At 65.7% G+C, this 17,786-nt stretch carries 17 protein-coding genes and 1 pseudogene; 9 read left to right on the top strand and 9 right to left on the bottom strand.

The features are described from left to right. Positions 1-137 precede the first annotated feature (137 nt). Positions 138-287 (top strand): annotated as a pseudogene (locus AC5JJ6_RS15995) (IS5-like element ISRso1 family transposase); the annotation flags it as partial. 450 nt (positions 288-737) lie between these two features. On the opposite strand, the gene AC5JJ6_RS15990 reads toward AC5JJ6_RS15995, so the two are convergent. From AC5JJ6_RS15990 to AC5JJ6_RS15970, 5 genes are all read right to left on the bottom strand, one after another. Further along, positions 738-1,334: a peroxiredoxin family protein gene (locus AC5JJ6_RS15990; RefSeq protein WP_496043007.1), complete on the bottom strand. Its 597-nt coding sequence runs from the start codon at positions 1,332-1,334 to the stop codon at positions 738-740. A 64-nt stretch (positions 1,335-1,398) separates the two neighbouring features. Further along, the gene (locus AC5JJ6_RS15985; protein ID WP_496043006.1) at positions 1,399-1,989 is read right to left on the bottom strand and encodes an NADPH-dependent FMN reductase; all 591 of its coding nucleotides are present in this window, start codon (positions 1,987-1,989) and stop codon (positions 1,399-1,401) included. A gap of 88 nt (positions 1,990-2,077) precedes the next feature. Then, a complete protein-coding gene (locus tag AC5JJ6_RS15980) occupies positions 2,078-2,743 on the bottom strand; it encodes a VOC family protein (protein ID WP_496043005.1) in 666 nt (221 codons plus the stop codon). Between the two features lie 99 nt (positions 2,744-2,842). Next, positions 2,843-3,322 (bottom strand): DUF6130 family protein, encoded by a 480-nt coding sequence (locus AC5JJ6_RS15975; RefSeq protein WP_496043004.1) that lies wholly within the window; start codon positions 3,320-3,322, stop codon positions 2,843-2,845. A 144-nt stretch (positions 3,323-3,466) separates the two neighbouring features. Beyond that, positions 3,467-4,213: an SDR family oxidoreductase gene (locus tag AC5JJ6_RS15970; protein ID WP_496043003.1), complete on the bottom strand. Its 747-nt coding sequence runs from the start codon at positions 4,211-4,213 to the stop codon at positions 3,467-3,469. 128 nt (positions 4,214-4,341) lie between these two features. On the opposite strand from AC5JJ6_RS15970, the gene gcvA reads away from it, so the two are divergent. After that, complete coding sequence (gcvA, locus tag AC5JJ6_RS15965) at positions 4,342-5,262, top strand: transcriptional regulator GcvA (RefSeq protein WP_496043002.1); 921 nt, start codon at positions 4,342-4,344, stop codon at positions 5,260-5,262. A gap of 315 nt (positions 5,263-5,577) precedes the next feature. On the opposite strand, the gene AC5JJ6_RS15960 is transcribed toward gcvA, so the two are convergent. Beyond that, complete coding sequence (locus AC5JJ6_RS15960; protein WP_496043001.1) at positions 5,578-7,185, bottom strand: SLC13 family permease; 1,608 nt, start codon at positions 7,183-7,185, stop codon at positions 5,578-5,580. A gap of 599 nt (positions 7,186-7,784) precedes the next feature. After that, positions 7,785-8,384 (bottom strand): Crp/Fnr family transcriptional regulator, encoded by a 600-nt coding sequence (locus AC5JJ6_RS15955; protein ID WP_496043000.1) that lies wholly within the window; start codon positions 8,382-8,384, stop codon positions 7,785-7,787. 261 nt (positions 8,385-8,645) lie between these two features. Between AC5JJ6_RS15955 and AC5JJ6_RS15950 the strand changes: the two genes are divergently transcribed. Both AC5JJ6_RS15950 and AC5JJ6_RS15945 read left to right on the top strand, forming a co-directional pair. Continuing rightward, positions 8,646-9,011 (top strand): Spy/CpxP family protein refolding chaperone, encoded by a 366-nt coding sequence (locus tag AC5JJ6_RS15950; protein WP_496042999.1) that lies wholly within the window; start codon positions 8,646-8,648, stop codon positions 9,009-9,011. A 201-nt stretch (positions 9,012-9,212) separates the two neighbouring features. Further along, positions 9,213-9,725 (top strand): P-loop nucleotide/nucleoside kinase family protein, encoded by a 513-nt coding sequence (locus AC5JJ6_RS15945; RefSeq protein WP_496042998.1) that lies wholly within the window; start codon positions 9,213-9,215, stop codon positions 9,723-9,725. A 268-nt stretch (positions 9,726-9,993) separates the two neighbouring features. On the opposite strand, the gene AC5JJ6_RS15940 is transcribed toward AC5JJ6_RS15945, so the two are convergent. After that, positions 9,994-10,353, bottom strand: a complete 360-nt coding sequence (locus AC5JJ6_RS15940; RefSeq protein ID WP_496042997.1) for a hypothetical protein — start codon at positions 10,351-10,353, stop codon at positions 9,994-9,996. Here AC5JJ6_RS15940 and dctP point away from each other — a divergent pair. The 5 genes from dctP (at position 10,352) to AC5JJ6_RS15915 (ending at position 14,924) form a co-directional block, all read left to right on the top strand. Continuing rightward, on the top strand, positions 10,352-11,455 hold the full coding sequence (dctP, locus tag AC5JJ6_RS15935; protein WP_496042996.1) for a TRAP transporter substrate-binding protein DctP: 1,104 nt from the start codon (positions 10,352-10,354) through the stop codon (positions 11,453-11,455). The genes AC5JJ6_RS15940 and dctP overlap by 2 nt on opposite strands. A 99-nt stretch (positions 11,456-11,554) precedes the next feature. Next, positions 11,555-12,106: a TRAP transporter small permease subunit gene (locus AC5JJ6_RS15930; protein ID WP_496042995.1), complete on the top strand. Its 552-nt coding sequence runs from the start codon at positions 11,555-11,557 to the stop codon at positions 12,104-12,106. Then, the gene (locus AC5JJ6_RS15925) at positions 12,103-13,416 is read left to right on the top strand and encodes a TRAP transporter large permease (RefSeq protein WP_496042994.1); all 1,314 of its coding nucleotides are present in this window, start codon (positions 12,103-12,105) and stop codon (positions 13,414-13,416) included. Before AC5JJ6_RS15930 ends, AC5JJ6_RS15925 begins: the two co-directional genes overlap by 4 nt. A gap of 654 nt (positions 13,417-14,070) precedes the next feature. Further along, positions 14,071-14,580: an SDR family oxidoreductase gene (locus tag AC5JJ6_RS15920; protein ID WP_496043009.1), complete on the top strand. Its 510-nt coding sequence runs from the start codon at positions 14,071-14,073 to the stop codon at positions 14,578-14,580. Positions 14,581-14,660: 80 nt separating this feature from the next. Beyond that, positions 14,661-14,924, top strand: a complete 264-nt coding sequence (locus AC5JJ6_RS15915) for a tautomerase family protein (RefSeq protein ID WP_496043008.1) — start codon at positions 14,661-14,663, stop codon at positions 14,922-14,924. 236 nt (positions 14,925-15,160) lie between these two features. Here AC5JJ6_RS15915 and AC5JJ6_RS15910 read toward each other — a convergent pair whose 3' ends face one another. Beyond that, entirely contained in the window at positions 15,161-17,017 is a 1,857-nt protein-coding gene (locus AC5JJ6_RS15910; protein WP_496042993.1) for a monovalent cation:proton antiporter-2 (CPA2) family protein, read from the bottom strand. Between the last annotated feature and the right edge of the window lie 769 nt (positions 17,018-17,786).

The following is a 17,786-nucleotide window of genomic DNA, read 5'->3' as shown; positions in this document are numbered from 1 at the left end:
GCTTCTCCGCCCTCGAGTTCCTGGCTGCCTTGCTGCGCCAGGAGATCTCCTGCGTTCGACGTCTCCTTCGTCATGGCCCCATCCTCCCAACAGTTGGGGCAGCCGACAAACCCGGGTTGGTTCATCCGTCGTGGCCACCAAAGCGATGGATTGTAGAGTGAACCTTCGGCTGGATGATGCGCTGGCGCCGCCTCATCCGCGACTACGAGCGCCGCTGCGACCTCGGCGAAACCATGATCCGCGTCAGCCTCGGCGCGCTTCTGCTCCGCCGCGTCGCTCACCCCTAACCATTCTCAAGCGGAGTCTAACGCGAGACCTGACAAGCGCGCCTCAGCCTGAAAGATTGCGCCTTTCCAACGCACTTCGTAATGATCCGCTTTTCCACACAGTCAGTGAACAAGTTGAAGCAAGCTCGGATCAGTTGCAGCAAACTCTGAAACGCTGACTGCCCTGCATGCGGAGTATGTGGCCGGCACGCTGGCCAGCCGCGTCCCAGCGCAGACCGCCGCCGACAACCCCCAAGCCGCAGGTGTCCTTATGTCCGACACCACTTCTCGAAGCCTCAGCTGATCAGGGGGCTATGGAAGCGGGGTGGGACCAGAGGCTCTTTGGGTTGCCTTGCGACCCAACTCAGCTGGCGAGCGGCGCTCGAGCGGCAGCCATGATGTATATCCGGACCGTCTGCACACAGCGATCATGTGCGATAAGTCCAGCATGGTCTGGCTTTCATTTAGCAGCTAATCTTGTTCGCCAATCGTCTGCGCGTAGCGTTTGCCATAGGGGTAAAAGAGCTCCTTTTTTCCATCCCGCCACGCTGCCTTTAAGTCGGGCGTGCCGATGTCCCAATCTGGCCGGCATTTCTTGAGGGTGGCACGCAAATCCTGGCGCAGTTCCTCCACCGTCGGGCGCCCGAAGTACCAGTAGCCCATGTAAATTTTATGGATGATCAGATTGGGCTCAAGCACCAGCGTATGTGGGATCATGGGGTTGTGGACTGGGTCGGTGTACTCGGCGATGTCGAGGTCTTTTTGAACCACACGCCGTGTGTCGGATAGAAAGGTCCAATGGGCCCCCAAACCGGTCCTGAACTCGTTGGTCTCCACGATGCTGTCGGTGCTGATGGTGACGAGCCGGCAATAGCTGACCTCGAGCTCTCGGTGGAGTTGGACCAGGCCTTCATGTTGCCGGCGGTCCTTTGGGCAGAAACCGCCGCGGCTGAGCACGAGGACCAAGGGATGCTGCCCTTGTAGGTCAGAGAGCTTCCGACGCTTGCCGGTATGGTCAGCTAACTCATAGTCGGGAAAGGCGGCTCCTGGGATGATGTCGGGGCGCATGACGGACTCCTTTGCTTCAAGGTCGCCCGGACGGCCCTTGTCGCCGGGCTCGACGTGTCGGTAGTCAGTACGGCGGCTGCCTTCGCTGCCGCTGGGCCTTCGCTGCGTCAGCCCACCAGGCGAGATCGTCGGCGAAGCGTGGGAATGCACGCTCCAGCGCCTGGCCGCTCTCGCCGGTCGGCTCGCCTTCCAGCGACAGGGTTTGCCCGATGGGGCCGACCGCGATCGTGCTCGAGACAACAATCATGCCCATCTCGGAAAGCGTGCCGTGCCACGCGGTAGCGGCCCGTGCGCCTGCCAGGCGGCCGGCCGAATAACTCACGATCGCGCCGGGCCGCCAGAACCACTCCTCAAGGAAATGGTCGGTAAGATTCTTGAGTCCGGGTTGGACGCCCCAGTTGTACTCGCCGGTTACGAAGATGAAGCCGTCGGCGCTGCGGATCTTGTCCGCCAGCTGCTCGAGAGCCGCCGGAGCTTCGCCCTTCGGATATTCCTTGTACATCCGGTCGAGCATCGGAAGGTTGATGGCCTTTGCGTCGATCAACTCGGCATCGTCGCCGCGACGCCTCAGCCGGTCGACCACGAATTCGGCGAGGCGGATCCCCACCCGATCGGACCGATAGGAACCGTAGAACACGAGAATGCGGTTGCTCATGGGATTTGCTCGACGGCCGGTTTCTGGCAGCGGCCGGTCCGCCGGCCGTCGGCGGACCGTCACTGGTGACGGAGCTGCCACCGCGGCCTCAGCGGGGCAGCGGCTTTCCGGCTTGCTCGCTGACGATGTACCCGGCGTACCAGTCGGGCCAGTCAGCGTCGTGCACGCCGGTCCGCTCCTCGTGTTCGCCATGCGCCGCCGCCGCGCGGCGGAGCGCAGCCGCAAGGTCGGTCACGGAGGCGAAGGTGGTCTCCGCCTCCACGCGGCCCGGGAGGCGCGTGGTGACCTCCTGCAGGAGCCAACCATTGCCGTCCGGATCGGTGAAGGCCGCATGCGAGCGGTAGCTGCGGTGCTCCGGATCCGGCCCGGCGATCCGGCTGCGCCCGAAGAGATACGGCTCATCGGTGCCCGTATAGGCGTCGTCGGCGCTGTGAAAGGTTTTGGTGACATCGACGCCGCGGCTGAGCAGCTCCGCGCGGGCCGCCTCGATGTCGGAGACGACGAGGTAGAGACCCTGGGCGGAGCCGGGCGCTGCCGCGGTGAGGTTCGTGCCGAATATGACCGAAGCGCCGGAGCCGGGCGGCGTGAACTGCACCGCACGCCAGTCGCTGCCAGAGGCGAAATCCGCATCAAGCCTCCAGCCCAGCCCGCCGTAGAACCGCTTGGCGCGATCGACGTCCGACACAGGGATGACGATGACCTCGAGCTTCATGTCCGGCGCCCGGTTGGTGGCCGTATTGACGGTGGTTGTCATGGTTCTTCTCCTCAAACAGGAAATCAAGGTTTCTGACGGAGTTCGTCCGAGTTCCTATGCAGCCCGGCCGCGAGCGGCATTGAGCTGCTTGCACTCATCCTAGTTGGCGGTATGCCCGTGATGGTTGGCCTGGGCCCTAGGCGGCACCGTGAAGGACAGCGTCACCACTTGCCCTGGAAAGACGGTGTGGTTGGCGTCGACCAGCTCGATCTTGACCTTGTGCTCACCAGGCGGAAGCCCGGCCACGTCGACCGTGTTGCTGTCGCTCGCATCCGCCCACCACCAGGGCAGGTCGTCGACGGTGATGTGCAGATGCCCGATGCGTGGCGAGACGGTGAGGGCGCCAGGTCCGAATACGGGCACGATCCGCAGGTTCTCGACCCGGTACTGGGCCTGGAAGATGCCAAGGGCAAGTGGCCCGGGCAGCGGCGGATCGACAATCAGCCGCGGCGAGGGTTCGTTTTGGATGGTGGCGTAGGGCGAGGCGCCACGAATCTCGCTCGCGCTCTGGGCCAGGGCGCCCGTGACGAGAAGGGTGCCCGCTGCGACTGCGGTGAGTGTTTTGGCGAGCTTGTTCATCGTGCTTCTCCTTTTGGTTTCTGTGGCGATGCCTGCTGGGGCAGCGCCGTCGGCAGGATAGTGGCGAGGGTCGGACAGGGATGAGGCCATCTCGGCGCGGGCCATGCCTGACCGTATTGCCGGGTTCAGGCCTTGCGGCCCGGCCTAGATCTGGGACAGCCCGCCATCGACGACGAGTTCCGCGCCGGTGACGTAGGAGCTGTCGGGGCTGGCCAGGAACAGCGCCGCGCGCGCAACCTCCTCCGCTTCGCCGAAGCGCTGCAGCGGGACCTGGGCCTCGACGCCCTCCGCCATGGCTTTCAGTTCCGCTTGGCTCAGGCCCATCTTGCCGGCGAAGGGCGTACTGGTCGGGCCGGGGCTCACCGCGTTAACCCGGATGCCGCGCGGCGCCAGCTCGGCGCCCAGAGACCTGGCCAGCGAGCGCACCGCCGCCTTAGTGGCCGAGAGGATCGACAGGCCCGGCACGCCGACCGCATTGAGGAAGGACGTGGTCAACACGACGCTGCCGCCCTTGCCCATCAGCGGCACTGCCTTTTGCACGGTAAAGAAGAGACCCTTGAAGTTGACCGCGAACTGCTCGTCGATGTTGGCTTCCGTGACCGCTTCGAACGGCGCGGCCAGGCCCAGGCCGGCATTGGCGAATACGACATCGAGGCGGCCGAAGCGCTCGCGGATCGCCTCGATCACCCGGCCGATCTCGGCCGGTTGCCGCAGGTCGGCCCCGAGGGCGAGGGTGTCTGGACCGATCATGGACGCCGCACTAGCGAGTCGGTCCCGGTCGTTGCCGACCACGACGACCTGCGCCCCCTCGGCGCGGAACAAGGCCGCAGCGGCGAGGCCGATGCCGGACGTACCGCCGGTGACGAGGGCAATCTTGCCATTGAGTTTCATGGAAATTCTCCTGACTTCAGTATGTTGCGAAGCCGGAGCGCGCGTTCCGTGACGAGAAGAATGACGGCAGGGGGAGGGCGCGACAAACGAGATGATCTGTGCAGCCAGGATAGATTATCTTTGGCGGCATGCGTGGCCCTGACCATCTCAACGCGCTCCGTGCCTTCGACGCCGCGGCGCGCCACCTCAGTTTCGCCCTCGCCGCGGAGGAGCTGAATGTCACGCCCGCTGCGGTCGGCCAGCTCGTCCGGCGGCTTGAGCAAGTCCTCGGCGTCGAGTTGTTCCACCGCGCCCAGTCCGGCCCGGCCCGGCTGATCCTGACGGAGGCTGCGAGAGCCGCGCTGCCCGACCTGCGGGCGGGGTTCGGGCATCTGTCGGCGGCCATGGACTGCCTGCGGTTGGCCAGGAAACGACAGACGCTCACCGTAACGGTGCCGATGGCCTTCGCTGATAAATGGTTGCTGCCTCGCCTCGAGACCTTCGGCCGCGCCCACCCAGGGTGCGAACTTCGGGTCGACACGCGTACCAGCCTGGTGGACTTCGCCACCGAGCCGGTCGATGTCGGTATCCGCTACGGGCGCGGCGTCTGGCCGGGCCTCGTGGCGACGAGGTTCGCTGCCGACCTGTTCTTCCCGGTTTGCAGCCCCTCGCTGCTCAAGGGGCGACATCCGCTCGTCTCGCCGGCAGACTTGCGCCACCACCAGCTCATCCACGATACGTCGATGCCCTCGGAGCCAAGATTTCCGGGTTGGCGTGATTGGTACGAGCGCGCCGGCCTCGCCACGACAGGGGCTGAACGTGGAGTGCGCATCGATGATTCCGCGGCCGCGTTTCGCATGGCGATTTCTGGAGGCGGCGTGGCTCTCGGCCGTACCACCCTTGTCGCGCAGGACCTAGCAGAGCAACGGCTCACTCGCCCGTTCGAGCCTGCGCTTGCCTGCGAACTTGCGTATTACGTGGTGTGCCGCCCGCAGGACGCGGAGGACCCGACGATCACGGCCTTCCGCGACTGGCTGCTCGAGGAGGCTGCCCGCGGAAGCCAACAGTAATCTGTCCGACGAGCTTCTTTGACATCCCGAGTGGATGTCCAAGCGAAAGCTGACGGGGTAGCCTGCCAGTCATAAAGACACCGGCACCAGCCCGCCAAGCGCGGTCAATCGCGTGGGATAGGCACCGCAGACAGGTCATCGGCGAAATAGCTTAAACGTTGAATTTTCTGGCTAGCGCTAAACACTTTTGGGTTGGAGGTGTGGCCCAACCCAGGTGTGGGAGCGATGTCCTCGGTTGGATGGGCTGCCCATCGGCGGGAACGGCGCCAAGCCTGACGGAGCCGGTACCGCTGACGGCGCTGCAAGATGCAGTCCTCAGAACCTTAGCCCGAGGGCGAAGCCGCCGAGGAGGTAGCAGGCGCCTGTAATCAGCACGATGCCGACCATGTTCAGCACGAAGCCACCACGCGCCATTTGCGCAATCGTGACGGCGCCGGTCCCGAAGACGATGGCGTTGGGCGGCGTGCCGACGGGCAGCATAAAGGCGCAGGTCGCGGCGAAGGCTGCCGGGATCAGCAGCGTCATTGGATCGGCGCCGATGCCGGCAGCCACACCGCCAAGCACGGGAATGAATGTCGCAGCAGTCGCGGTATTGCTGGTCACCTCCGTGAGGAAGAGGACGATTGCGCAGACGGCAGCCACAAGGAGCACGATCGGCAGCGTCCCGAGCCCGACGACCTGCTGGCCGAACCACTTGTCGAGCCCCGAGGCGGCGACAGCACCGGCAAGGCTGAGTCCGCCACCGAAAAGCAGCAGCACGCCCCAGGGCAAGCCGTCCTCTGCATCCTTCCAGGTCAGGACCATCTCTGTTCGCCCGCGTCCGGGCAGGACGAACATGGCGATGCCGGCGGCGACGGCGATGGCGGTGTCGTTAAGCTGGCCGAGCGGCCCTAATTGCTCACCCATGCCGGGAATGCTGGCGAGGACCCCCGGAACAACCCAGAGGAAGGCCGCTGAGGCGAACACGGCCAGCACCATCTTTTCGCCCTGGCTCAGAGGGCCAAGCTTGGTGATTTCGTCCTCGATCATCTGACGCCCACCTGGAACCTCGGCGACATCGAACGGGTAGAGTACGCGTGTCATCAGCACCCAGCCGATCAGGATGAAGACGAGAGCGAGCGGCAGGCCGACCATCATCCACTCGAAGAACCCGATGGTGCGCCCGAGCTCGGCTGCGGCGTAGCCGGCGACGATGGCATTGGGCGGGCTGCCGAGGAGGGTGCCGAGACCGCCCATGGTCGCCGACCAGGCAATCGCCAGGAGGAGGCAGACGCCAAACCGCTTGATGTTCTCATCGTGGATGACGTCGACCTGGCCAGGCCTATGATGGTCATGCCTACGATGATCATGCCCGGGGGCCGCAGGCCCGCCGCGCCGCTCCACGACGAGGGCCAGTACGGAGAGGCCGATCGGTAGCATCATCAGCGTCGTCGCGGTGTTCGAAACCCACATGGACATGAAGCCGGTTGCCAGCATCAGCCCGAGCACGATCCGGGTCGGCTCGACCCCGACCCGGCGCAGGGTGAGGAGTGCGACGCGCCGGTGCAGGTTCCACTTCTCCATCGCAATGGCGATCAGGAAGCCGCCGAGGAACAGGAAGACGATGGGACTGGCGTAGGGCGCGGTCGCCTCCGCGACGGTCCGCTGCGTCAGCATCGGCAGCAGCACGATCGGCAGGAGCGACGTGGCCGACAGCGGAACCGCCTCGGTCATCCACCACACTGCCATGAGCGTAGCGATCGCGGCCACCCAGCGCGCGTCGGAGGACAGCCCCTCCGCGCCCGCCATGGCGATCCAGACCAGAGCCGCCGCACCGAGCCCAAGGGCACGCAGGCCCCAGACCAGCGCGGCTGAGCGCAGGCCGGGTGCGGCATCTTCGGCATACTGCTCGTACTCGCCTTGTTGACGCGGCTGCTCTGCCATCTGCCTATCCTCTCATTCTTCCAGATCCATGCCGGCGTGCCCTGTCGCCGCTTACGAACATCGTGTGGCAGCACCCTGCAGCTGGTCGTCTACGCTCAAGTACCCGACGGGAACGCTTGCACTACTCCGTTCTCCTGTTAACAGGATCTAATCTGGAGCTCGGGCCATGTAGCTGACGGCTGCTGATTCCCGGACCGCTCCCGGAAGGGAAGTGCGGCAGCCGGCGTCTCGTTCCAAGTCTTGATGATCCTCTCCTCCACAACCGCGCCAGGTATGCAGCATGATTGTGCCTCGAATGGCAGCGATCGTCTGCGGCCGCTGGCGTCCATCCGCTTCCGGACCGTGGACCGCGCGGGACGGTTGGGGCTGGCGGGCCCTGTGGTGGATGACATCGTGCGGATCTGCAAGACCGGGCCCGGGATCGGCCACGTACTCACGCCGCAACGGCCCGATCTCGAGGCGGAAGGCACCGCAGCTCATTGGCATGCCATCTGCGGGCATGCCGGTCACGGCGACGGTACCGAGCGGGATCGGCAGCAGGGTGCCGAGGTCGCCAGATGCGCCACCTACCTCGTCCGTGGGCCGGGGCTGGATGAGCTTCATGCCTCGGCCTTGGCGGGAAGCCGCACGCGATCGCCGCCCTCACGCTGCAGCAGGCCCGCGCGCTCCAGCCGGGCGAGCGCCCGGTAGGTCGCCTCGTGGGAGAGACCGAGTTCGGCTGCGAGCGACTTCCAGGACCGCCCAAGGCGGCGGGTGCCGTTGGGTTCGGGTGGGAGCGCGTGCAGCACGTCGAGCAGCCGGTCGGCGGCATGCGGCATGGCGAGGCGCTCGGCGCGAGCACGCTCGGCGACGAGCCGAGCCGCGAGATGCGCGGCGACGCGCCATGCGAGCCCCGGCTCGGCCTCGGCTGCTTGGCGCAGTTCGGCGGCCGAATGCACCGTCACGAGGCTCGGGACGGTGGCGACAGCGTCGCAATGATGGTGGCTCTCGAACAGGCTGGCCTCGGCGAAGGTCCCGCCCGGTCCGGCCCGGTGGAGAATGAGGCGGCGCCCTTCGGGCGAGGTGCGGACGAGTTCCAGCACCCCCTTGCGCACAAGGACGAGGCCGAGGGCGGCGTCGCCGGTGTGGAACAGCGCCTCGCCATGGGCGAGGCGGCGGTCCTGGCCGGGAGGCAGCGCTTGGAGGAAATCAGCGTCCATGTGACCGCAATCATACTAGGCGCGTTTGGTTCCGCACTACCCGCTTCCGTCATGACCTCTTCAACCGCACAACTGATTGCCGCCCTGGCCCTCGGCCTCGCGCTGCCTGCTTCAGCCCAGCACGCGGGGTCGCACCGGGGACACCATCACCACGGCGCCGGACAAGGCGGTGCCTCGACGCAACCCTATGCGGGTCTGGAGGGGCGCCGGACCAAAGCATTGTCCGAGGAAAACACAACGGCTCTTCTTGAGGGACGAGGCATGAGCCTCGCTCTTGCGGCAGAACTGAATGGCTATCCGGGGCCCATGCACGTGCTGGAGCACGCGGAGGCTCTGCGCCTGACCCCTGCTCAGCGGGCGACGACGGAGGCCTTGCGCGACCGCATGGCCGGCGAGGCCCGGATCCTCGGCGCCCGGATCGTGGCGATGGAGGAGGAACTCGACCGAATATTCGCGACCGAGGCTGCGGAGGCGGCGAGCCTTGCGGTCCTGACTGCCTCGATCGGCGCATTGAGCGGCAGGCTCCGCGAGGTGCACCTAGTCACGCACATCGCCATGCGCGACGCGCTCGAGCCGGAGCAGCGGGCGACCTATGCGCGCCTGCGCGGCTACGCCGGAGGACGTTGAGGCCGCTGCCGCATCTTCACGGGTTATGCTCGTGTCCCGCCCAACCAAACCAGAGAGCCACCATCCGCTGCCCCGCCGAAGCTGGGTTCGGCATGCGCGATAAGGAACTTCACCTGCGGGCTCCACACGGTTCCTCGCATGGCGGCCGAATGTGGCCTAAGGACTACAACAAGATCCACGATCGGGCCGGAGGTTGCCGTCATGCTGATCGCGTTCGGCGGGTTGCCGGGAACCGGCAAGACAACGCTCGCAACCCAGCTCGCCCGGGAGTGGCGCGCGACCTACCTGCGCATCGACACCATCGAACAGGCGCTGCGCTCGTCGGGTATGCTGAAGGGCGATGTCGGGCCATTCGGTTACATGGTCGCTTATGCCCTGGCCGAAACCAATCTCCGCCACGGCCAAAGCGTGGTGACGGACTGCGTCAACCCGCTGGCCGTGACACGCGCCGCCTGGCGAGCGGTGGCGCAAGCGACGTCCTCGCCCATTGTCGAGATCGAGATCGTCTGCTCCGACCCCGCCGAGCACCGCCGGAGGGTGGAGGCGCGCGGAAGCGACATACTCGGCCTAGTCCCACCGAGTTGGGACAGCGTGCAGAGGCACGAGTACGAGGCCTGGGACGAGCCGCGGCTCGTGCTGGACACTGCGGGCCGCACCGTCGCGGACGCGGCGGCCGAGCTCCGCTTGCGCATTCGCGGCGCCCTGCGCGAGTGACCGCGAAAGCAATTCTACCGTCGTATCCGTCGCCATGCACCCAGGCGAGCATGGGCGATCGGGTGAACGCCGTGCACTCCGTACAGGCAGGCAGAGGTATCGAGGCTGCGATGTACCAGCATGTCCTTGATCGCATGCGGGAGCGGGGCGCAATGGCTGCCGCGGTCGGTACCCGCCTGGCCTCGCCGCTATTGACGGCCCAGCCTTTTCCGCGACTGCGCCGCAGACTTCGACCGGATGACCCGCGCCTCATTCCTGCTGATATAGGTTAGCCGGGCAAGCCGGGGGAGGGATGGACCCGGCGTTTGCCGGCAAACCAACCGTTGTGCCCGCGCAGGCTCACCAACAGTCGGGGCGAGGGCGCGACCGGTGAAAGGCCCTTGGCCGCCACCTGCTGAAGGTCGAACGCGCTGAGCTTCCGACGGAGAAGGGACAGCTTCAGCCGCTCCTGCCGGCGACGGTTGCGCTTGCGTCGCGGCCAGCTTAGTCTCAACGCCAACAAACACGAATCAACGGGGATCTTCATTCCCGTGGCCTGGAAGTGCGGCAGCAATTGGCTCGCGGGAATACTGCTTGCCCTTTTGCACGCCTTGGGTTGGTTGAGGCAGGAAACGTCCGAGGGTTCCATGATCGATCGCGACAAGAATGATCGCATTGTCCACGAGATCGGCGGCGCGGCAATCCGCCGACGGCACATCGTCCGCGCGGGCTTGACAGGCGCGACGCTTGCTGCGGTGGCCAGCCTCCCGACAGGCGCACGGGCACAGCGGGCTGAATTCCGCTTCCGCATGCAGTCCTTCCTTGGGCCGGGCACGACCGAGTGGGACGTCCTGGTGCCCCGCTACATAAAGCGCGTGTCCGATCTCTCCAATGGGCGGATCCAGATCCAGGCTTTTCCACCAGGCGCGCTGGTGCCGACCTTCGAGATGCTGGACGCAGTGGGCAAGGGTGTCGTCGACATCGGCTATGGTGCGCAGGTTTACTGGAGGGGGAAAATCCCCTTCACGCTTTGGACCTGGGGCATTCCCTTCGCATTCTCCGCCCTCGACCACTACGACTATCTTTGGCACGAAACCGATTTGATCAATATCGTCCGCGCGGCCTTCGCCAAGCACAACGTGCATTTTCTCGGGCCCGTCTATTCCGATGAATGGGGTGCCACGATGTCGCGGCGGGAGCTGAGGCGGCTCTCCGACTTCAGCGGCCTCAAGATCCGCAGCTTCGGCTTGGGAGCCGAGATCTGGAAGTCGCAAGGAGCCAGCATCGTCACGGTCCCTGGCGAGGAGCAGTACACCGCCATGTCTACCGGTGTCATCGACGCTTCCAACTGGGGCTCGCCGGACGGCTTCGTGGCGGTGAAGCTGCACGAGGTTGCCAAGTTCTATCTCGGTCCCTCCATTATCAAGTTCGACATGGAGGACCAGTTCATGAGCATGCGGGCCTACAACCGCCTGCCGGACGACCTGAAGGCGGTGATGAACCTGGCGACCCGCATCTACGCGGTCGAGCGTGCCACGACTTCGACAATCAACAGCGCAAAGGCTGTAGCCGTGATGCGGCAGGCGGGGGTTAAGTTCTCTTCCCTCCCGGCGGAGGATCTCGTTGCGATGAGGAAGATCTCGAGCGAGGCGCTCGATCGCATGGCCGGGAAGGATGAGGACACCCAGCGCGTGCTCAAGATCATCGCCGAGACGCGTGACACCCTTGGACTGCGCCCTGCCGAGATCTGATCGCGGCTGACCATCCCAAGGCCCTGCCGCACCGGCCATCCGGTGCGGCTCTCCGGGGCCGCCCCGTGCTGGGCAAGGGACCTTCCCAAGGATGATGCGATGAAAGCCTACCGGCTGATCGTCCAGGCGATCGAGGCGCTGAACGGTGCCATCGGGCGTGTGACGGCTTTGTCCATCCTTGGCCTGATCGGGATGGTCGTCTGGGAGGTGTTCCAGCGCTACGTGCTGCAGGCCCCCACCACCTGGAGCAACGAGCTCGTCGGCTATGTCTTCGCCGGATACATCCTGCTCGGCGGCGGCTACACGCTGCTGCACCGCGACCATGTTGCGATGGATATCGTCTATGCACGGCTCAGCCCGCGCGCGCAGGCAACGCTTGACGTTCTGACCGCCGGCTTCGTTATCATCTACTGTGCCGTGCTGCTGCGCGAAACCGCGGTGATGACCTATGAGGCCTGGGAGACCGGACAACGCGCCAGTTCGGACTGGAGCCCGTCGCTGTTTCCCGTCTACCTCGTCCTGCCGGTCGGCGCGGCGCTGATCCTGCTTCAGGCTATCGCCAAGCTGGTGCGCGACCTCCACATGGCCTTTACGGGGCAGGTGCTGCTTCCCGAGCCCAAGGGTATGTCGGAAGAGGAGCCGGCGTTGTGAGCATCGAACTCATCACAGTCCTCCTTTTCGGATCCTTCCTACTCCTGATGGTGGCCGGCGTTCCACTGGTCTTCTCGCTCGGTGGCTCCGCGGTCATCGGCACCTACTTTCTGTGGGGGCCGGACGCGCTCTACGCCGTCGGCATCCGCACCTTCAGCTCGGCCACCAGCTTCGTCCTTCTGGCGATTCCGATGTTCATCTTCATGGGGGCGATGCTCGAGCGCTCCGGGATCGCCAGTGATCTCTACATGATGATGCAAAAATGGCTCGGCGCAGTCCGCGGCGGCCTGGCCGTCGGCACCGTCCTGGTCTGCACCATCTTCGCCGCGCTCGTGGGCGTCAGCGGCGCCGCCACCGTGACAATGGGGCTGGTGGCGCTGCCGTCGATGCTGAGCCACAACTACGATAAGGGAATCAGCCTTGGCTGCATCGCGGCCGGCGGTGCGCTCGGCGTGCTGATCCCGCCCAGCGTTCTCATGATCGTGCTCGGCCTCTACACCAACACTTCGGTGGGGATGCTGTTCATGGGTGGGATCTCCGCGGGCCTAGTGCTCGTCGCCCTGTTCATCATCTACATTCTGGTCGTGTCTGCCATCTGGCCAGATCTCGGCCCGGCGGTCCCGGAGCATGAGCGCGCGAGCTTCCCTGAAAAGCTCCTGGCCTTGCGCTCCGTCATCTTGCCGATCCTGCTGGTTGGGGTGGTTCTCGGCAGCATCATCGCTGGCGCTGCAACGCCGAGCGAGGCAGCCGGCCTCGGAGCCTTCGGTGCGATGCTCTGTGCACTCGTGAGGGGGCGGCTGACCTGGCCTGCCGTCTACGAATCCTGCACGATCACGCTGCGGCTGAGCTGCATGGTCATGTGGATTGTCTTTGCGGCTGCGATCTTCACGTCACTTTACGCAGCAGTAGGCGCCGACCAGCTGGTCCGCGACGCGCTGTCGCTGCTACCCGGCGGCAGGTGGGGCGTGTTGATCGGCATGCAGGTGATCTGGATCGTCATGGGATGCTTCCTCGATCCCATCGGCATCATGATTCTCACCGCGCCGCTCTTCTTCCCGATTGCAACCCAGCTTGGGTTCGACCCGGTTTGGCTTGGCGTGCTGTTCGTCGTGAACATGGAGATGGCGTTTCTCACCCCGCCTTTCGGCTTCAACTTATTCTACTTGCGCAGCGTAGCGCCGCCAAATGTGACGATGGGAGACATCTATCGCTCAGTTGGTCCCTTCGTGGCGATGCAGGCACTCGCGCTGGCCCTCATGATGATCTTTCCTGGGCTGATCACCTGGCTCCCCAACGCGCTGATGCGCTGAAGGCGCGATCTACTCGGCGCGCGCTGACCAAGCCGGGCGAAAGACGCGATGTCCAGGCCTCACCCCACCTGCGGCGCGCGCAGGAGGTGTCGACAGATCTCCCGGTGGGTGGCGGGTTCGCACGCCCTGGTTGGGCAGGGGGATACCGGCCGCAGGCTGGAGGATGAAGCGGTTGCCGCGATGCCAATCTGTCTTGTCCAAAGACGCATCCCGCAAGTGGCGGCGGCCGATGCTTACGACGGGCCGGAGCCGTACGGGTGACCTTGAAATCATGTCGGCCAGCCCGCGCTGCTCGTGGACGCCGAGATGGGCGGTTCACCAGCCCGGGTCGAGTAGGAATGCGGCCGGCTCGCCCTGTCCCTGTCGCTGATCCGGCGTCTGCAATAGGGCGACCGGCAGCTGGCAGGACCATACAAAGCCCCACCAGACCGACACGCGCCCGCCAAGCAATGCCAAATTAGGGTGCCACGTCCGAAAACAGCAGCCTGATGAGCCGCTGGCCATGCGGAGTGGATCAGTCTCGGGCGAGCTCCGCCTTGATCGTGTTCGTTGCGGTCAGCACCACGCCGATGGCCGCGATACGCTGTCACGACGTCGTCTCCAACGGCCTGAAAGAGGAGCCGGAGACGTCCATCCCGCTTCGGCGGCCTCGACATCGCCTTCTGCAATGCTGGTGGACTCGGCCAGATAGACCCGGTCGTCGAAATTGCTGCCGCCGAGTTCGCCAATTCGGTCGAGCTGAACCTGATCAGCGGCTTCCTTGACGCGAAGCACCAAATTCCGCTCATGCTCGACCGTGGCGGCGGCAGCGTGATCTTCACCGCGACCTTCGTCGGCCACACGGCCGGCTTCCCCGGGGTCGCGGCCTATGCCGTGGGAACGTCCGGGCTGATCGGGCTGACCCAAGCCCTGGCCGCCGAGTTTGGTTTGTGCAAGGTGCGCGTGAACTCGCTGCTGCCGGGCGCGGTGGACACGCCCGTGTACCGCGAGATGAACGGCAGCGACGAGACGCAGGCCTTCATCACGAGGCTGCACGCCCTCAAGCGCGTGGCCACGTCAGAGGAACTGGTGCGAAGGGCGCTCTACCTCGCCTCCGACGCCTCGTCGTTCACGACCGGCACCGCTATGGTGGTGGATGGCGGTGCTTCCATCGCCCGGACGTGAACAGTGCCGGGGTCTGCACGGGATGTCCCTGGGTGGGCCGCGGCGCGAGAATTGCCGACGTTCTAGGCGACGCCGCGCCGATGCGGGGCCGAGGGAGGAATACGACGATGCCTTATGTGAACGTGCAGGTGACAGCCGGGCTGAGCCGGAGGGACAAGGAAGCGCTCGTCGGGGAATTCACGGATACGCTCGTCCGCGTCCTCGGCAAGCGCCCGGAGCACATCCACATCGTGATTCAGGAGATCGCCGAGGAGAACTGGGGCTTTGTGGGCATGTTGACCGACACCTACCGTGCCTCGACAGGTGTCCTGTCAGCGCCGGGGGCGGATCACGGCGGCGACTGAAGAGGCTGTCGGCACCGCGGCTCGGGGCCGCCAGAGCGCATCGCAGCCCTGCGGCTACCTGAAGAGATGGCGTACGCGCTCAAGTACGATGCCGAACTCCAGCCTGATGCTGGAGCAAACTTTGATCGGGTGGGATCACCTGATCGGAGTGGTTTGCTCGACCAAGCAACAGGCGAGAGCGGGTTTCGTGAGCCAGGTCGAACGGAAACCGCTCTGTAGCCGAGATTGCCGCAGGTTCAACGGGCATCGGCTGTTTCCTGGCGGCCGTCCTCCCCGATTGCGGCCGCAGCGTCGGGGTTGAGGGCCTTGCCCTTGCGCTGCGGAGCGGTCAGTGGCGCGGGCTCCGGCGTCACCATGTTGCCCCGGATCAGCGCCCTCCCTGCCTTGATGCCGCCGATGATCTGCATCTCCAGGCGCTTCCCGTCGCGGCGACGGACGTCCTGCATCGTCTCCGCTGCCTCGTCATCCTCGACGCCCAGGCCGACAAGGACCGCGTGCCCGAAGACCAGCGCGGACTCAAAGGTCTCGCGGATTTGGTACTCCACGCCCGCCTCGACAAGCCGGAGCACATGGCCGCGGTCGAAGGCCCGGACGTAGAGCCTGGCCAGCGGGAACTCCGCCTGGCAAAGCTCCACGATGCGATCCGCCGTCTCGGGCTTGTCCACGCAGACCAGGATGGCCTCGGCCTCCGCGGCGCCCGAGGCGCGCAGCACGTCGAGCCGCGTTCCATCGCCGTAGTACACCTTGAACCCGAAATCGGCCGCGGCCTGGATCATCTCCACGTCGGTCTCGATGAGCGACACGTCGAAGCGATGTGCGAGCAGCGGCTGGCTAACCACCTGAGCGAAGCGCCCGAAGCCGATGACGAGGACCCGCGCATGCAGGCCCTCCGCCATGTCGACCCCGTCAAGGGCTGCCGCCTTGCTTGGGATGAGGCGGTCGGCCCCGATGACGATGAGGGGCGTCAGCGCCATGGACAGGATGACGATCGCGGTCATCATGGCCGCCGTCTCTGCGTCGAACAGTCCGGCTGCGAGCGCGGCGCCGTAGAGAACGAAGGCGAACTCGCCACCCTGAGCGAAGGTCGCTGCCCGGTGCAGGGCCTCGTCGTGGTCCGCCTGGAACAGCCGGGCGATGCCATAGATGCCGAGGGACTTCACCGCCATGAACAGCACCACGCCGCCGAGAACGACGGACCAGGCCGCGATGACCACCGTGAGGTCGAGCGACATGCCCACGCTCAGGAAGAACAGGCCAAGCAGGATGCCGCGGAAGGGCTCGATATCGGCCTCGAGCTGGTGGCGGAAGGTGGACTCCGAGAGCAGGACGCCCGCGAGGAACGCACCCATGGCCATGGACAGCCCGCCCCACTGCATGAAAAGCGCCGCGCCGAGGACGACGAGCAAGGCAGCCGCCGTCATCACCTCGCGTGCGCCGGACTTCGCGAGTAGTCGGAAGAACGGGTCGAGCAACCATCGCCCTGCCCCGACCACCACGGCAATGGTAGCCACGGCAATGGCGACCGACAGCCAAGCAGGCCGCCCGTCATCCACCTGCGCCCCGGTGGCAGAGGCGAGGAGCGCCACCAGGGCCAGCAATGGCACGATGGCGAGATCCTCGAGAAGCAGGATGGAAACCGCGCGCTGCCCGGCAGGGGTCGCCGTCTCACCCCGTTCGTCCATCATCTGCATGATGACCGCCGTCGAGGAGAGCACGAAACCGGAGGCGGCGATGACGGCCACAACCGGCGCCACCCCGAACAGCATGGCGACCCCGGTCAGGAGGGCGACGCAGGTAAGCACTTGGGCGAGGCCGAGGCCGAAGATGGCGCCGCGCAGCGCCCAAAGCTTGGCCGGGCGCATCTCGAGCCCGATCAGGAAGAGAAAGAGCACCACCCCGAGCTCGGCGATGTGCAGGGCGGCCTCCGGGTCGGAAAGGACGCCGAAGCCGAATGGCCCCACGGCCACCCCGGCCGCCAGATAGCCAAGCACCGAGCCGAGCCGGAGCCTCCGGAACACGGGCACCGCAGCCACGCCCGCTGCCAGGAGGGCCACGGCCGCTCCAAGCTCAACCCCACCGCCCTCTGCCGCCATGCCGCCCCCCTGCCGCTTTGCCGCCAAGCCGAGGCGGAGATGGTTTCGCTACAGTCCCGGCCAAGGGGGACGATTCCAGCAGGCTAGCCGAAGCGTCGAGCGCGTCGACCAAAAACCGCGTTCAGCAGCGACCGAACAGCCTGTCGACCAAGACCCGGACAGCGAGTGCCGCACCCGTCAGCGCAATTTGGGGCAAAAGGTGCCTCTGCCCGAAGGTTGGAGCGGCGAAGAGCGTGACGCCCACAATCAGAGTGGCCGCGGCCCTGTACCCCACTGCCTCAAGGATGCTCGGGACCGGTCCGCGGTGCTTCGGAATTCCGACCATGGCCGAGGCGCCGAAGGCAAGGAGTAGTTCGCCACGGTCGCCGCAAGCGCCTGCATCCGGACGCAGGGCTTCCTGCCCGGGCAATCCTTGCGGATGAAACCCTCGCCCGAGAGGGCGGCCGCAGAGGATCGATGGATATGGCTGATACTTCCGGCCCGGGGTTGGTGAGCTCCAATGGGGACCGCGCGCTCCGCTTGGTGGCTCGATCAGGCTGGCGTAGACACGTCTGCCCAAGCCGTAGCTCTTGCAAGATACCGCCTCAAGGTGGACCCCATGCCGGCCGCTGGCTTCCCCGTTGAGGGACAACCTGCTTGCCCCGCACGCCCCCGCCCTCCGGTTGCCGGGTATCCCGTCGGACCCGATCTTTTGCCATGCGGCCATGGTGGACAGCTAGATGTTTGGTCCCGGGATTTTGTGGTGCGGGTTCTGGATGCATCTAAACGG

Source organism: Skermanella sp., assembly GCF_059503625.1.
This window is presented reverse-complemented; position numbering and strand designations above follow the sequence as displayed.

Excerpts from the sequence above, each read along its gene's own strand:
- dctP (WP_496042996.1), top strand. The coding sequence starts at position 10,352 with ATGATCGATCGCGACAAGAATGATCGCATTGTCCACGAGATCGGCGGC.
- gcvA (WP_496043002.1), top strand. The coding sequence starts at position 4,342 with ATGCGTGGCCCTGACCATCTCAACGCGCTCCGTGCCTTCGACGCCGCG.
- AC5JJ6_RS15960 (WP_496043001.1), bottom strand. The coding sequence starts at position 7,185 with ATGGCAGAGCAGCCGCGTCAACAAGGCGAGTACGAGCAGTATGCCGAA.
- AC5JJ6_RS15940 (WP_496042997.1), bottom strand. The coding sequence starts at position 10,353 with ATGGAACCCTCGGACGTTTCCTGCCTCAACCAACCCAAGGCGTGCAAA.
- AC5JJ6_RS15985 (WP_496043006.1), bottom strand. The coding sequence starts at position 1,989 with ATGAGCAACCGCATTCTCGTGTTCTACGGTTCCTATCGGTCCGATCGG.
- AC5JJ6_RS15915 (WP_496043008.1), top strand. The coding sequence starts at position 14,661 with ATGCGGGGCCGAGGGAGGAATACGACGATGCCTTATGTGAACGTGCAG.
- AC5JJ6_RS15930 (WP_496042995.1), top strand. The coding sequence starts at position 11,555 with ATGAAAGCCTACCGGCTGATCGTCCAGGCGATCGAGGCGCTGAACGGT.
- AC5JJ6_RS15955 (WP_496043000.1), bottom strand. The coding sequence starts at position 8,384 with ATGGACGCTGATTTCCTCCAAGCGCTGCCTCCCGGCCAGGACCGCCGC.
- AC5JJ6_RS15975 (WP_496043004.1), bottom strand. The coding sequence starts at position 3,322 with ATGAACAAGCTCGCCAAAACACTCACCGCAGTCGCAGCGGGCACCCTT.
- AC5JJ6_RS15970 (WP_496043003.1), bottom strand. The coding sequence starts at position 4,213 with ATGAAACTCAATGGCAAGATTGCCCTCGTCACCGGCGGTACGTCCGGC.
- AC5JJ6_RS15910 (WP_496042993.1), bottom strand. The coding sequence starts at position 17,017 with ATGGCGGCAGAGGGCGGTGGGGTTGAGCTTGGAGCGGCCGTGGCCCTC.
- AC5JJ6_RS15980 (WP_496043005.1), bottom strand. The coding sequence starts at position 2,743 with ATGACAACCACCGTCAATACGGCCACCAACCGGGCGCCGGACATGAAG.
- AC5JJ6_RS15950 (WP_496042999.1), top strand. The coding sequence starts at position 8,646 with ATGAGCCTCGCTCTTGCGGCAGAACTGAATGGCTATCCGGGGCCCATG.
- AC5JJ6_RS15990 (WP_496043007.1), bottom strand. The coding sequence starts at position 1,334 with ATGCGCCCCGACATCATCCCAGGAGCCGCCTTTCCCGACTATGAGTTA.
- AC5JJ6_RS15945 (WP_496042998.1), top strand. The coding sequence starts at position 9,213 with ATGCTGATCGCGTTCGGCGGGTTGCCGGGAACCGGCAAGACAACGCTC.